At 68.0% G+C, this 14,482-nt stretch carries 13 protein-coding genes; 5 read left to right on the forward strand and 8 right to left on the reverse strand.

Annotated features, from left to right (window positions below; all coding sequences use genetic code 11):
* Positions 1–534 precede the first annotated feature (534 nt).
* Complete coding sequence (locus EC839_RS23300; RefSeq protein WP_007160716.1) at positions 535–1,365, forward strand: PhzF family phenazine biosynthesis protein; 831 nt, start codon at positions 535–537, stop codon at positions 1,363–1,365.
* A 7-nt stretch (positions 1,366–1,372) separates the two neighbouring features.
* On the opposite strand, the gene EC839_RS23305 is transcribed toward EC839_RS23300, so the two are convergent.
* The gene (locus EC839_RS23305) at positions 1,373–3,190 is read right to left on the reverse strand and encodes an alkaline phosphatase family protein (protein WP_007160717.1); all 1,818 of its coding nucleotides are present in this window, start codon (positions 3,188–3,190) and stop codon (positions 1,373–1,375) included.
* A 133-nt stretch (positions 3,191–3,323) separates the two neighbouring features.
* Between EC839_RS23305 and EC839_RS23310 the strand changes: the two genes are divergently transcribed.
* A complete protein-coding gene (locus tag EC839_RS23310; RefSeq protein WP_007160718.1) occupies positions 3,324–4,106 on the forward strand; it encodes an aldolase in 783 nt (260 codons plus the stop codon).
* Between the two features lie 9 nt (positions 4,107–4,115).
* Here EC839_RS23310 and EC839_RS23315 read toward each other — a convergent pair whose 3' ends face one another.
* From EC839_RS23315 to EC839_RS23320, 3 genes are all read right to left on the reverse strand, one after another.
* Complete coding sequence (locus tag EC839_RS23315) at positions 4,116–4,397, reverse strand: hypothetical protein (RefSeq protein ID WP_007160719.1); 282 nt, start codon at positions 4,395–4,397, stop codon at positions 4,116–4,118.
* Between the two features lie 214 nt (positions 4,398–4,611).
* A complete protein-coding gene (locus tag EC839_RS24710) occupies positions 4,612–4,746 on the reverse strand; it encodes a hypothetical protein (protein ID WP_256204021.1) in 135 nt (44 codons plus the stop codon).
* Between the two features lie 26 nt (positions 4,747–4,772).
* A complete protein-coding gene (locus tag EC839_RS23320) occupies positions 4,773–6,860 on the reverse strand; it encodes a PAS domain-containing protein (RefSeq protein ID WP_007160720.1) in 2,088 nt (695 codons plus the stop codon).
* Positions 6,861–7,177: 317 nt separating this feature from the next.
* On the opposite strand from EC839_RS23320, the gene EC839_RS23325 reads away from it, so the two are divergent.
* Together EC839_RS23325 and EC839_RS23330 are read left to right on the forward strand one after the other, a co-directional pair.
* On the forward strand, positions 7,178–8,539 hold the full coding sequence (locus EC839_RS23325) for an MFS transporter (protein ID WP_132833195.1): 1,362 nt from the start codon (positions 7,178–7,180) through the stop codon (positions 8,537–8,539).
* 151 nt (positions 8,540–8,690) lie between these two features.
* Positions 8,691–9,755 (forward strand): 2-isopropylmalate synthase, encoded by a 1,065-nt coding sequence (locus EC839_RS23330; protein ID WP_007160722.1) that lies wholly within the window; start codon positions 8,691–8,693, stop codon positions 9,753–9,755.
* A gap of 10 nt (positions 9,756–9,765) precedes the next feature.
* On the opposite strand, the gene EC839_RS23335 is transcribed toward EC839_RS23330, so the two are convergent.
* Positions 9,766–10,545 (reverse strand): helix-turn-helix transcriptional regulator, encoded by a 780-nt coding sequence (locus EC839_RS23335; RefSeq protein WP_039975798.1) that lies wholly within the window; start codon positions 10,543–10,545, stop codon positions 9,766–9,768.
* A gap of 5 nt (positions 10,546–10,550) precedes the next feature.
* Complete coding sequence (locus tag EC839_RS23340; protein WP_007160724.1) at positions 10,551–11,045, reverse strand: MarR family winged helix-turn-helix transcriptional regulator; 495 nt, start codon at positions 11,043–11,045, stop codon at positions 10,551–10,553.
* A gap of 78 nt (positions 11,046–11,123) precedes the next feature.
* Here EC839_RS23340 and EC839_RS23345 point away from each other — a divergent pair, with 78 nt between their 5' ends.
* Positions 11,124–12,329 (forward strand): MFS transporter, encoded by a 1,206-nt coding sequence (locus tag EC839_RS23345; RefSeq protein ID WP_007160725.1) that lies wholly within the window; start codon positions 11,124–11,126, stop codon positions 12,327–12,329.
* Here EC839_RS23345 and EC839_RS23350 read toward each other — a convergent pair.
* Positions 12,326–13,687 carry an ATP-binding protein gene (locus EC839_RS23350; protein WP_007160726.1) on the reverse strand — a complete coding sequence of 454 codons (1,362 nt, stop codon included), beginning with the start codon at positions 13,685–13,687 and terminating at the stop codon, positions 12,326–12,328. The genes EC839_RS23345 and EC839_RS23350 overlap by 4 nt on opposite strands.
* A complete protein-coding gene (locus EC839_RS23355; protein ID WP_007160727.1) occupies positions 13,684–14,349 on the reverse strand; it encodes a response regulator in 666 nt (221 codons plus the stop codon). Before EC839_RS23355 ends, EC839_RS23350 begins: the two co-directional genes overlap by 4 nt.
* Positions 14,350–14,482 lie beyond the last annotated feature (133 nt).

The raw sequence follows: 14,482 nt of genomic DNA on the forward strand, positions 1-14,482 counted from the left end.
ACTGGATCAGGCCGCATCAATTCAACGATGGGCTACCGCCTGCGGTGGCCGAAGAAAAACTTAACCCACTGTCCGGGATGGGTTGACCACTACAGCGCCAACCTACGGGTGAGCGATGATTCGTCGTGGACAAGGCTGCGCCGTTGTCCACGCTACGCAGGGCGCTGACCCCGCGCGGACCCGCCCCCTCTCCCTTGGGCAGAGGGCTGGGGTGAGGGTGGCTAGTGCCCGTTGGGCTTCGCTGCGCTCAGCGCCAACCTACGGGTGAGCGATGATTCGTCGTGGACAAGGCTGCGCCGTTGTCCACGCTACGCAGGGCGCTGACCCCGCGCGGAACCGCCGCCTCTCCCTCTGGGAGAGGGTTGGGGTGAGGGCAAACCCCGCGACGCCACCCTAGGGTGAAAACCACGCAGCGTTTTCCAAGCAAACCCCGCGCAACCCCCGTCTGTACGGCCATTTAGCGACCCTGCTGTGGCTGGCCGCACCGGCGCCCGACCGCGGACAATCGGCGCTTTGCCCAAGGAATCCGCCGCCATGTCCCTCGTCTTCCATCAGGTCGATGTCTTTGCCCAGCGCCCCCTGGAGGGCAATGCCTTGGCGGTGGTCTGCGGCGCCGATGCGCTGTCCACCGAGCAAATGGCCGCCCTGGCGCGCTGGACCAATCTGTCGGAGACGACCTTCCTGCTGCAGCCCACCGATCCGGCGGCCGACTACCGGGTGCGCATCTTCACCCCGCAGCGCGAGCTGCCCTTCGCCGGGCATCCGACCCTGGGCAGCTGCCATGTCTGGTTGCGCGAAGGCGGGCGGCCCAAGGGCATCGAGGTGATCCAGGAGTGCGGCGCGGGCCTGGTGCCGATCCGCGCCGCCGGGGAGGAGCTGGCCTTTGCCGCGCCGCCGCTGGTGCGAGGCGGTGCGGTGGAGCCCGAGGTACTGGCGCGCATCGCCCGGGGCACCGGCCTGGCACCTGAGCGCATCCAGGCCAGCCAGTGGGCCGACAACGGCCCAGGCTGGGTGGCGGTGCTGCTGGAGAGTCGTGAGGAATTGCTGGAGCTCCGCCCGGACTATGCCGCCCTGGAAGGCCTCAACGTCGGCCTGATCGCCCCCTGGACGGGCAGCGCCGCCGAGGCGCAATTCGAGGTGCGCGCCCTGATGGGCGAGGAATACGCCGAAGACCCCGTCACCGGCAGCCTCAACGCCAGCCTGGCGCAGTGGCTGATCCCTGCGGGCCTGGCGCCGGAGCGCTATCTGGCCAGCCAGGGCACGGTTCTCGGCCGGCGCGGCCGGGTGCGGGTAGCCCGCATCGCCGACCAGATCTGGGTGGGTGGCGCGGTGCAGGACTGCATCCGCGGCACCCTCAGCCTCTAGGCGCGGATCACAGCCCGACCGAGCGACCCTTGAAGCCGGCCGCATCGAAGTAGCGGGTGTCGCCGACGTTCTGGGTCTTGAGTTCGGTGACCAGCCCGCCCGTCGCCGGTGCCGAGCGCTGCACCTGGTGGCTGGCCTTGACCGGCTTGCCGCCTTCCAGGCTCTCGCCGATCACCCGGCCGACCAGTTGCCCCTTGGCCGGGATCTCCAGGTGCAGCAGGTGCGCCAGGGTCTGGCCGACGTCGGCGTTACTGACCGGACTCAGGTCGACGAAGCCCTTGCGGAAGTCCGGGCCGATGGCCGCCATGAAGTTGTGGGTGTCGCCGCGGCTGAAGCTGCCGTGCATGCCCTGGCCCTGCTGCAGCCCCGTGTCGGCCACCTCGACGGCGCAGACGTCGGGCTTGCCGCAGCCGCTGTCATAGGAGCGGAAGTTGACCACGATGGCCGGGTAGGGGGTGAGCGCCGAGCCTTTGAGGTTGATCGCCGACAGCGGCAGGGTGCCGGGGATCTTGCCCAGGTCGTCATCGACGAACAGGCCGCTGACGTAATCCTGCTTGAGCAGCGCCGCGACCACCTTGGGCGCCAGCGCCTTGGCATCGCGCTGCGGCAGATAGACCAGGTCCGAGCCACCGTTGGCCGCCACCACCACCTCCGGCTTGGCCGGGTCGGGGCCGATCAGGCCATTGGCCTTGCTCGGGTGCTGGCCCAGGTCCATCGCCACCGCGGCGCCCTTGGCGTCCGGATCGAGCAGCGGCAATTTCAGCACGGCGGCGAGATCCAGAGCGAGGAAGCCGGGCGGCAGCTGCCCCTTGGGCACGTCGGGGTAGCTGGCCTTGGCCGCCGGACTGGTCTTGCTCTCCTTGGAGATGGTGGAGAAGCCATGGTCGGCGCTGACGAAGATGTCGGTGTTGCCGTCCAGGCCCAGCTCCTTGAGCCGGGCGCGCAGGGCGCCGAGGTTGGCGTCGACGTTGCGGATGGCGGCCAGGCTGGTAGGGCCGTTGATGCCCGGGGTGACCTTGCCCAGGCTGTCGCCCTGGTTGTGCTGGGTGCCGTCGGGATCGCGCGACCAGAACACCAGCACGAAGGGCTTGCCGCTCGCCTTGAAGCGCGGCAGCAGCACCTGGTTGGTGACGTCGAGGAAATAGCGCTGCTGCTCGACGTTGGCGCTCAGGGTGCCAGGGGTGGTGGCGTTGCCGGCCTTGCCGTTGGCGCCCCGGCTCGGGGCTTCCAGCGGCAGACCGGCCTGTTTCAGGGCGTCCTGCATGGCCGCGCTCAGGGGAATGCCGGTGGGGTGACCGGTGGAGTCGTCGACGATCACCGTCTTTTCGCCGTCGCGGGCGGTCACGTCCTGGATGGCCACCGGACCGAGCTTGCCGACGGCGGCGGTGGACAGGCCCGCCTGGCGCGCGGCGGCCAGCAGGGTTTCCTCGTCCAGGTAGTTGCCGGCGAAATGCTCGTCGACATCGCCCAGCACCTCGTCGTTTTCCAGGAAGGGCGTGACGCTGTTGTTGGCGCCCGGCACCGGGAAGCCGGTGTAGAGCGTGTTACCGAAATCCCCGGTATCGCCCAGGTAGTGTCCGGTGGCCATGGCCGAGGCATTGGGCGTGGTGAAGGTCGGGAATAGCGAGTGGCTGTTCTGGAAATTCACGCCCTCGCGGCGCAGCTGAGCCAGATTCGGCGCGGTCTGGGCGTCGACGATGTTGGCGCGCAGGCCATCGGGGATGAAGAGGATGACGTTGCGCGCCGGCTCCGCGGCCATGACGGCCGAACTGGCGAGAAGGGCGAGGCTGCAGGCACGGGCGAGACGGGTCGGACGGAAGGCCATGAAAGACTCTCTGCAATGGAGGGAAAGATGGCAGAGATGTAACAAGAGATTGCTGCAATTTTATGATGACAGCGCCATGACAGGGGGCGGCATCCTTTGTGCAGCATTCCGGCCTCTTTCCAAGGAACACCCCATGGCCCACGCCTTCGCGAGTACTACCGCCGCTGCCCGTCACCTCGATCTGGAAACCCCGGCCATCCGCCAGGCCCGCATCGATCTCGCCGCCTGCTTCCGCATGGCCGCCCGCCTGGGGCTGGGCGAAGGCATCTGTAATCACTTCTCCTTTGTGGCGCCCGGCTATGACGATCTCTTCCTGGTCAATCCCTATGGGCTGGCCTTCGCCGAGGTCACTGCTTCTTCGTTGTTGATCTGCGACTTCGACGGTGGCGTGGTCATGGGCGAGGGCGCACCCGAGGCCACCGCCTTCCATATCCATGCCCAGCTGCATCGGCTTAATCCCGGGGCGCGGGCGGCCTTCCATACCCATATGCCCAACGCCACGGCGCTCTGCCTGCTGGAGGGCGAGCCCTTCGTCTGGGCCGGGCAGACCGCGCTGAAATTTTATGACCGCCTGAGCGTGGACGAGGACTACAACGGCCTGGCGCTGGACGCGGCCGAAGGCGAACGCATCGCCCGGGCAGCGGGTGATGCGGCGGTGGTCATGCTGAAGAATCACGGACCCCTGGTGCTGGGGGACAGCATCGCCGAGGCCTGGGATGACCTCTACTACCTGGAGCGCGCCGCCGAGGTGCAACTCAAGGCCATGGCCAGCGGCCGGCCGCTCAAGCCGGTGGCACCGGCCATCGCGCAGGCCGCCTGCCAGCAGATGCTGCAGGGCAACGCCGACAGCGCGCGGCTGCATCTGGAAAGCGTGAAGCGCCAGCTGCGGCGGTTGGAGCCGGACTATCGGGACTGAAAGGTGGGATCAGCCGCCGTGGCTGCGACGCTGCGGCAAGGCCCGCGGCTGCGGAGTGGATAGCTCCAGCGCAGCGGCCGCGACAGCGGGCAGCTGGGCATCTAGTTGCTCGACCAGCCGCTCGCGCAATTGGCGCTTGAGCGCGCGACTCATGTCGAGCTGGCCATGATGATCCAGGGCCAGAAAGCCCTGCTGGAGGATCTCGATGGACAGGGACGGGACGTCGGCGCCCAGGGGGCAGACATCGAAGGCGAGCGACTGGGCGTGGGCTGACGGCATCCTGGTGATCATGGCTGTCCCTCCTGGACCTGAGCCCCATCATGCCAGGCCCGGCGGAGAGCGCTGGAGTGGCAAAACGCCGACCCGTGGACTGCTGCGCATTTTGTCGGCGCGAAAAAAAGCCCGGGATCCTCCCGGGCTAAAAGCGCAGATGTCAGCTTCTACGATGCCTTGTCGGCATGGCGGAGAGCTTGCCATCGCCCGGCTTATGGTTGGCTTAACGTCGCTAGCGGATCAGCGAGGCCAGCAGGGCCATGCAGGCGATGGCGGTAAAGATCAGCAGGAGGTGCAGCAGGGAGAGCTTGTCCATGAGCGAGGGCACGGGTAGCGACGCGGAGGGCCGATGATAGCAAAGAGACATCACGGCACGCCTGACCTGCTCGCGACTCAGGCCCTTTGCAGCATCGCCTGGATCCGCCGCTCCAGCGTATCCAGGGTGAAGGGCTTGGTCAGCACCCGCATGCCGGTCTCGAGATGGGCGTCGTCGATGACCTGGCTTTCCGCATAACCGGTGATGAACAGCACCTGCAGCTCCGGCCGCAGTCCGCGCAAGGCGTCGGCTAGCTGGCGGCCGTTGAGGGCACCGGGCAGGCCGACATCGGTGACCAGTAAATCCAGCGGCGTATCGGGCATGAGTAGGGCCAGGGCGGTGGCGGCATCGGCCGCCTCCAGTACCCGGTAGCCCTGGGCGATCATGACTTCCACCAGCAGGGTGCGAATGGTGGGTTCGTCGTCGACCACCAGGATGGTCTCGCCCTGACCCGGGGAGTGGGGTTCCGGCTCGACCGGCAGCGCGCTGTCGGCCAGCGACGCCAGATGATGACGCGGCAGATAGAGGTGTACCCAGGTACCGGCGCCGGGCGTGGAGTCGATGCGAATCTCGCCACCCGATTGCAGCACGAAGCCATGCACCATGGAGAGTCCCAGGCCGGTGCCCTGGCCAATGGGCTTGGTGGTGAAGAAGGGATCGAACACCCGCGCGAGGACCTCGTCGCTCATGCCGCTCCCGGTATCGCCCACGCTCAGGCGCACGAAGTCGCCCACGGGCAGTGCCTGGAGCTCGGCCTGGGTCGCGTCCAGGCGCTCGTTGCTCAGGACGATACGGATGCGCCCGCCGTCGGGCATGGCGTCGCGGGCGTTTAGGCAGAGGTTGAGCAGGGCGTTTTCCAGCTGCAGACCGTCGATATGGGTCAGCCAGAGCCGGGGATCGGCTTCGCGCTCCAGGGCGATCTGCGGACCTATGCTGCGCTGGATCAGGTCTTCCAGGCCGATGACCAGTTGCTCCAGCGCCACCGGTTGCGGATCCAGGGTCTGGCGCCGGGAAAAGGCCAGCAGCCGGTGGGTCAGGGCGGCGGCGCGCTGGGCGGCGCTGCGGGCGGTGCCGGTGTAGCGCTCGAGGTCCTGCAGCCGGCCCTGGCGCAGGCGCAGGTCGAGCATCTCCAGCGAGCCGAGGATGCCGGTCAGCAGGTTGTTGAAGTCATGGGCGATGCCGCCGGTGAGCTGGCCGACGGCCTCCATCTTCTGCGACTGGCGCAGGGCTTCTTCCATCAGTCGGATGCGCTCCTGCTCGTTGAGGCGCTCGGTGACGTCGTAGGCGAACTGATAGGCGCCGATGCGCTGGCCGTCGGCATCGAGCAGCGGGCTGAATTGCAGTTCGTAGTGGCGCTGCAGCGGTGCCTCACCGACCGAGACGATCTCGTTGAAGGCTTCGCCGGTAAAGGCGCGCTGCCACTGCGTGGACAGCCGTTCGCTGATCTCCGGGCGACTGTCCAGGGCCGAGCGGTAGGACGCCCCCAACTGCGGGCGGACGCCAAAGACCTGTTCGAAGAGATCGGCGCCGGAGCCATTGACCGCCAGCCAGCGGAAATCGAAGTCCAGTACATGGATCATTGCACTGGCGGCGTCCACCACATTGGCCAGGATGCGGTTGGCGGCCAGCGCCGCCTGCACCCGTTCTTCAAGGGTTTCGTTGAGTTGCCGCAGGGCGATTTCGGCGCGCTTGCGTGGGGTAATGTCCTGGAAGAGTACAGCGACCTGGCGGCGACTGGCCGGCTCGATGCGAAAGGCGGTCAGCTCCAGGTAACGCCCCGTGGCCACCAGTTCCTGCTCGAAGCGGATGGGCTCGCCGGTTCGCAGCACGTGGCCATAGCGATCGAGCCAGGCCTGGGCCTCGTCGCCGACCATGTCGCGCAACTTCTGGCCCACCACATTGGGAATGCCGGCATGGGCCGCATAGGCCGGATTGGCCTCGACGTGGATGTAGTCGCTCAGGGGACCATGAGGCCCGTCGAGGAATTCGATGATGCAGAAGCCCTCGTCCATGGCGTTGAACAGGAACTGGTAACGCTCGCTGGCCAGGGTCGCGCTGCTTTCGGGAGACACGGCGCGGGCGTCGAGCTGCTGGCGCAGCTGCTGATTGTGCTGCTCCAGCTCGGCGAGGCGCGCCAGCAGGGCGGGGGTGTCGGCGACAGGCACGGCAGTCTCGGCGGGAAAAGATGAGGCGACGGCTTCGCTTCAAAGACCGGCATTAGACGGCCGCAGGCAGAAAAGTGCCAGGCGTGTCACAGATTCTTTACGGCCGTGTTCAGGGGCCAGCCAGGGTGCCTGGCGTGACGCTGAGGCTGGTTCAAGTATCTAGGTTCTAGCCCCTTGAGAGACGTCTGACCACTCGGCTTTAGGTGGATTGACACCTTTAGGCGTCACTCATACGATGTCATATGAATATCTGGTAACAGCTTTCCAACGACCCCGGGTCACACCGGTCAATAACAACAAGTCAGGAAGCCTATTCGATGACTATCCAGGTCACTCCCGAGACGGAGCCCGCCCTGCGGCCGCAGGACACGCCCGTCGCCGCTACCCCGCAAACCTCCCGCTTCACTCGCTATCGCTGGCTGATCTGCGCCCTGCTGTTCATCGCCATCGGCATCAACTACATCGACCGCCAGATGATCGGTATCTTGAAGCCCACGCTGCAGGCAGACCTGGGTTGGACGGAGACCGACTACGCCAAGATCGTGTTCTGGTTCCAGTGCGCCTACGCCATCGGCTTCCTGACCTTTGGCCGCATCATCGACAAGGTCGGGGTGCGTATCGGCTATGCCCTGGCCTTCACCATCTGGACCATCGCCAGCATCGGTCACGGCATCGCCCATACCGTCACCCACTTCGTGCTGGTGCGTTTCACCCTCGGCTTCGGCGAGTCCGGCAGCTTTCCGGCCAGCCTCAAGGCGGTCTCGGAATGGTTTCCGCAAAAGGAACGCGCCCAGGCCACCGGGCTGTTCAACGCCGGCACCGCCATGGGCCCTATCATCACACCTTTGCTGGTGCCGGCCATCACCCTGGCCTGGGGCTGGCGCGCGGCCTTCATCTCCATCGGTCTGGTCACCGCCCTGTGGCTGATCGCCTGGCTGCTGATCTATCGCCGCCCCCACGAACACCCCAAGGTGAGTCGCGAAGAGCTGGCCTACATCCAGGCCGACGATGGCTCCCCGGTATCGGCCAAGCCGGCCGTCGCAGCCAAGATCTCCTGGTTCAAGCTGCTGACCTTCCGCGAGACCTGGGCCTATGCCGCCGGCAAGTTCCTCACCGATCCGATCTGGTGGCTGTACCTGTTCTGGCTGCCGGACTTCCTCGGCAAGACCTACGGCCTGAATCTGAAATCCTTCGGTCCGCCGCTGATCGCCATCTATATCCTGGCCGACATCGGCTCGGTGATGGGCGGCTGGGGCTCGTCCAAGCAGATGAAGCTCGGCCGCAGCGCCAACCTGGCGCGCAAGACCACCATGCTGCTCTGCGCCCTGGCGGTCGTACCCATCGTCACCGCCCAGTTCGTCTCCAGTCTGTGGCTGGTGGTGGGCATCATCGGTCTCGCCGCCGCGGCCCACCAGGCCTGGTCGGCCAACCTGATGACCCTGCCGTCGGACCTCTTCCCCAAGGAAGCCGTGGCCTCGGTGATCGGCATCGGCGGTACCGCCGGCGCCATCGGCGGCATGCTGATGACCACCTACAACGGTTACATCCTGGAGATCTTCAAGTCCTACCAGCCGATCTTCATCGTTGCCGGCAGTGCCTACCTGGTGGCCATCGTGGTCATTCATGTGCTCACGCCGCGGCTCAAGCCGGTGCCGCTGGAGCGCATCGCAGTAAGCTGACGCGGGGCCTCTGACAAGCAAGCCGCCGGGCCATCCCCGGCGGCTTTTTTCATGCCGTTGGCTGTCCGGATCGCGCAGGAGCCTGTCCTGCTCGCGAGCGCAGCGGGCGAGCGGGACGCTCAGACTCTGGGGCCCAGCCCCGGAGTCCCTCATGCTCACGCAACCCCAGACCAAGTACCGCGCCTTCGCCGCGCCCCCGTTACCCGACCGCCAATGGCCGGGCCGCCAGCTGACCCAGGCACCGCGCTGGTGTTCCACCGATCTACGCGATGGCAACCAGGCGCTGATCGAGCCCATGGGCCTGGAACGCAAGCGGCGCTTCTTCGCCCTGTTGCTGGCGATCGGCTACCGGGAAATCGAGGTGGCCTTTCCAGCGGCCTCGCAGACCGATTTCGATTTCGTGCGCGAACTGGTCAGCGCGGACGGACTGCCGGACGATCTCTGGCTGCAGGTGATGACGCCGGCACGCAGTGAGCTGATCGAGCGCACCTTCGCGGCCCTGGAGGGCGCTCCCCGCGCCATCGTGCATCTGTACAACGCCACCGCGCCGCTGTTTCGCCGGGTGGTGTTCGACCAGGATCGCGCCGCCACCCTGGCCATGGCGGTGGCGGGTACCCAGCGCGTGCGCGCCCTGTGCGATGCCCAGCCGGAGACGGCCTGGACCTATCAGTATTCGCCCGAGACCTTCTGCTTTACCGAGGCGGACTTCGCCTTGGAGATCTGCCAGGCGGTGCGCGAGGCCTGGCAGCCCTCGGCGGAGCGCCCCTTGATCCTCAATCTGCCGGCGACGGTGGAAGTGGCTACGCCCAACGTCTATGCCGATCAGATCGAAGGTTTCATCCGCGGCCTGGGTGCGGCGCCCCATGTGACCATCAGCGTGCATCCGCATAACGACCGCGGCACCGGCGTCGCCTGCGCCGAACTGGCCCAGCTGGCCGGGGCCACGCGGGTGGAAGGCTGCCTGTTCGGCAATGGCGAGCGTACCGGCAACGTCGATCTGGTGACCCTGGCGCTGAATCTCTACAGCCAGGGGATCACGCCGGGCATCGACTTCTCCCGCCTGGAAGAGGTGGCCAGCGTGGTGGAGGCCTGCAATCAGCTCACCATCCATCCGCGCCATCCCTATGGCGGTCGCCTGGCCCTGGCCGCCTACCCGGAGGCGAATGCGCTCCAGGGACTCATAGATCCGGCCGATCTGGGCCGGGTGGCGGGCTAGGGGCTAGGGGCTAGGGGCTAGGAGCGAGGGGCAACTCCGTCTGGCCGCGATAGGCGGAAGGCGACACCCCCAGCACCTGGCGGAAGCGGGTGGCGAAGGCGCTGGGGCTGGCGTAGCCGTGGTCCAGGGCGACGTCGACGATGGCGTGGCCGGCGGCCAAGGAGGTCAGGCTGGAATCCAGCCGCGCCCGTTGCAGCCACTGCCCGAAACTCAGGCCGGTCTCCTTGAGGAACAGCCGACTCAGGGTGCGTTCGCTGACCGCCAGGCGGGCGGCGGCGCGGCTCAGGGTCCAGCGCTCGCCCGGATGCTGGCGCAGCTGGCGACAGAGTTCGGCAAGGGTGGCATCCACCGGCCAGGGCAGGTGCAGGCCGGAGGTGGGCGAGCCGCGCAACTCGTCGAGCATCAGTTGCAGGATATGCCAGGCGCGGCCCTCGGTCGGCTGATCGGCGGGCAGGGGCAGGGCGGCCAGGATGAGTTCACGCAACAGCGGCGAGACGGCGATCAGCTGGCAGCGCGTCGGCAACTCGGCGCGCGCTTGGGGATCGACGAACAGGGTGCGCACCTCGACGCGTCCCAGCAGGTGCAGATCGTGCTCTTCGCCAGCGGGCACCCAGACGCCCCGTCCGGGCGGCACCACCCAGCGGCCCTGGGCGGTATTGACGATGACGATGCCGCAGAGGGCATGGATCAGCTGCGCCTGGCGATGACGATGGGGCGGCACCCGGTCGCCATGGGCATAGTCCTGGGCCACGGCGTGGAGGCCATTGCAGGAGCTGAAGTCGAGGTACATGGCCGTCAGGACGGCGCACGGCTGGCCAGCCACTTGCCCAGCAGGGCATCGAGCTGCTGCTGCTCGGCCTCGCTGAGGGTGGCCAGGGCCCGGCGCTCGTTGTCAACGTGGGCGGCCATCAGGCCGTCGATCAGGGCAAAGCCGGCAGCGGTGAGGGCCACCAGGGTGCTGCGACGGTCCTCGGGATTCTTGCGTCGCTCGATCAGGCCGGCGCGCTCCAGGCGGTCGAGGCGATTGGTCATGCCTCCCGAAGAGATCATGGCCGATTCATAGAGCACCGTCGGACTCAGGGCATAGGGCTCGCCGGCCCGCCTCAGGGTCGCCAGCACGTCGAATTCGCCATAGTGCAGCCGGTGTTCGTCGAAGAAGGGCTGCAGCACATCGCGGTTGAGCACCTGGGCGACCTCGCCCAGACGACCCACCAGGCGCATGGGCAGGGCGTCCAGGTCGGGGCGTTCGCGGTGCCACTGGTTCACGGCGAATTCGGCGCGATCGGCCATCGAGGTACCTCGGGAATATATCTTGATGTTAAGATACTTCTCATCAAGAGAAATATCGCGTCATTCTGGAGATTGTCCATGCTTTCCGCGTCACCTTCATCCCCCGCCACGCGCCAGGATGCCTTCCTCGCCGTCTTGCTGGTCCTGCTGGTCGGCCTCAATCTGCGCCCCATCCTGGCCGCCATCGGTCCGCTGCTGGATGGCATCCAGGCGGCCACCGGCCTGGAAGGCAGCGGCGCCGGGGCGCTGACCACCCTGCCCATCGCCGCCATGGGGCTCTGCGCCCTGGGTGGCGCCCACCTGCAGGCCTGGCTCGGCGAGCGCCGTGGCATCGCCCTCGGCCTGCTCTTGCTGGCCCTGGCCAATGCGCTGCGCTGGGAAGAGCCGAGCGGCCTGGGGGTGATCCTCACCGCCGGTCTGGGCGGCGTCGGCATCGCCCTGGTACAGGCGCTGATCCCAGCCTACATCCGCCGCTGCCATCCGCAGCGCACCAGCACCCTGATGGGTCTCTACACCACCGGCATCATGGGCGGTGCGGCCGTGGCGGCGGCCACCGCTGCGCCGCTGGCCGAACAGTGGGGCTGGGCCCAGGGCCTGGCGCTCTGGACCCTGCCGGTGTTGCTGGCGCTCGGCACCTGGCTGGCCCTGGCCCGTCCCGATGCGCCGGCGCAGCACGCCGCCCCCCGCGCGCAACCCTGGCGGCAGCGCCAAGCCTGGCTGCTCCTGGCCTTCTTCGGCATCGGTACCGCCGCCTACACCCTGGTGCTGGCCTGGCTGCCGCCGTACTACACCGGTCTGGGCTGGCAACCGGCCGACAGCGGCCTGCTGCTGGGTGGCGTAAGTCTTGCCGAGGTCAGCGCCGGTCTCCTGCTGTCGGCGACCATCGCCCGGCTGCGCAATCGCCGACCGCTGGTGTTGGGGGTGCTCGGCATAGTGCTGGTGGGGCTGCTGTGCCTGGCACTGGCGCCCTTGGCCCTGGCAGTGCCCACCGCCATCCTGCTCGGCCTGGGCATCGGCGCGCTGTTTCCGCTGTCGCTGATCCTGGCGATGGACAAGGTGCGCGATCCCGCCGAAGCCGGCGCGCTGCTCGGCTTCGTCCAGGGTGGTGGCTATCTGATCGCCAGCCTGGCGCCGCTGGCCGCCGGCATTCTGCGGGATTATCTGGACAGCCTGGCCAACGCCTGGCTGCTGATGGCGGTCGGCGTGGTATTGCTGATGGGCCTTGGCCTGCGCCTGACCCGGCGCGCGCAGACGGTGGTGGCGAGCGGCTACCAGCAGGCTTAGAGCGCGCGCGGCAGGCGCAACTCCACCCGAAAGCCACCGCGGGTGCGATTGCTGAAACGTAAGGCACCGCCCAGGCGGCGGGTAATGGTCTCGACGATGGCCAGCCCCAGCCCGGCGCCCTGGGGATTGCCGGCGCTGTAGAAGCGATCGCACAGGCGCGCCAGTTCGGCCTCGTCCACTCCGGGGCCGCGATCCTCCACGCGCAGCAGCACACCTTCGTCCGGGCTGGTCTCGATGCCCACTTCCACGGCGCTGCCGGCGGGGGCGAAGGCCAGGGCGTTGGTGACCAGATTCTGCAGGGCGATGGCGATGGCGTCCGGATCGCCCAGCACCGGCGGGCCAGCCTGGGCCGCCAGCACCAGTTCCACCTGGCGCTTGAGCGCCAGGGGCGTCAATTCCGCCAGTTCTTCGCGCACCAGCAGCTCCAGGGCCAGTGGCTGGACCTGGGTGGCGCCGGGTTCCAGCCGCGCCAGGGTCAGCAACTGGCTGGCCAGGCGGGTGGCCCGGCTGACGCCCTGGCGCAGATAGCCCAGGGCTTCGTCGCGCTCCTCGGCCGTCTCGGCGTGCTGGGCGTTCTGCGCATGCAGATCGAGGATCGCCAGGGGCGTGCGCAATTCGTGGGCGGCGTCGGCGATGAAGCGCCGCTCGCGATCGAGCAGGGCGCGCAACTGGGCGAGCTGGTGATCCAGGGCGCCGCGCATGGGTTGCAGCTCCGGCGGTAGCGGGCCGGTCGGCAGCGGCGCCAGGCTGTGCGGATCGCGCTCGCGCAGTCCGCGGGCGAAATCCTGCAGCGGTCGCAGCCCCCAGCCCAGCAGCAGCCAGAGCACCCCGACCAGCAGCGGCAGGCCCACCAGGGTCGGCCAGAGGGTATGGCTGACGATGCGCTGGATCAGGTCCTGGCGCAGGTCCTCGCGCTCGCCGACCCAGATGCGCAGGCCGCCATCGGCGGTACGCACCAGCATCCCGCACCATTCGCGCCCGTTCTCGAACACCTCGTGCAGGCCCTCCGGCGGCACCTCGGCCAGCTGCGGCGCATTGCCGGAGCGGGCCAGCAGCCGGCCATCGGCGGTCCAGACCTGGAAGGTCAGCTGATTCTCGTAGGGGTGCGCCGGTACGCTGCCGGGAGCGGGTTGCATGGCGCGATCGAACACCCGGATCAGCTCCGGCCAGCGATCCGCCGCCGGCGTGCCGGCCTGCAGCAGCCCTTCCAGCAGACGCGCGCCCTGCACCAGCTGGGCGTCGTAGATGCCCTCGATCTCGCGATGGCTGTCGCGCAGCGCCAGCAGGGCGAGGGCCAGACTGCCGGCCAGCACCAGGGCCAGGGTGGGGGCGAGGATGCGGGTGCGGATGGCGATCATGGCTGACGCTCCAGCAGATAGCCCACCCCGCGCACAGTGCGGATCAGGCCGCTGTCGAGCTTCTTGCGCAGGTTGTGGATGAGCACTTCCAGGGTGTTGCCCGAGGCGGCTTCCTGCCAGCCATAGAGGGTATTGCTCAGCCGCTCGCGGGTGATGACGGCACCCGGCCGCAGCAGCAGCTGGTGCAGCAGCTGGTATTCCATGGGCGTCACCACCACCTCGGCGCCGCGGAAGCGCACTGCCTGGCTGGCCGGGTCGAGGCTGATGCCGGCGTGCTCCAGTAGCGGTTGCGCGCGGCCACAGCTGCGGCGGATCAGGGCACGCAGGCGCGCCTTGAGTTCGTCCAGGTCGCAGGGCTTGACCAGGTAGTCGTCGGCGCCGGCATCCAGGCCCTGGATGCGATCGGCCTTGGCGTCGCGGGAGGTGAGCACCAGCACCGGCACCTGGCCGTCGGGCTGGCTGCGCAGGCGGCGCAGCAGGTCGAGGCCGTCGAGGCGCGGCAGGCCCAGGTCCAGCAGCACCAGGTCGAAGCGCTCGGCGGCCAGGGCGTGTTCGGCGGCCAGGCCGTCGGCCACCCAGTCCAGGGTATAGCCCTCGCCGCGCAGGGCCATGCGGATGCCCTGGGCCAGGGCCGCATCGTCTTCCACCAGCAGTACCCGCACGACCGCGTTCCTCTCGTTTTGATGGCTCTAGCCCGCCATCATCGCTGGCGCCCTGGCGCAGCGGCAGGGGCAACTGTTACCGGGCGTTGCATCCTAAGACTGCATTAAGCTTCGCCGTCGAGTCTGGCCACTC

It is taken from the genome of Pseudomonas sp. JUb52, from assembly GCF_004341115.1.
GTDB classification, from domain to species: domain Bacteria; phylum Pseudomonadota; class Gammaproteobacteria; order Pseudomonadales; family Pseudomonadaceae; genus Chryseomonas; species Chryseomonas oryzihabitans.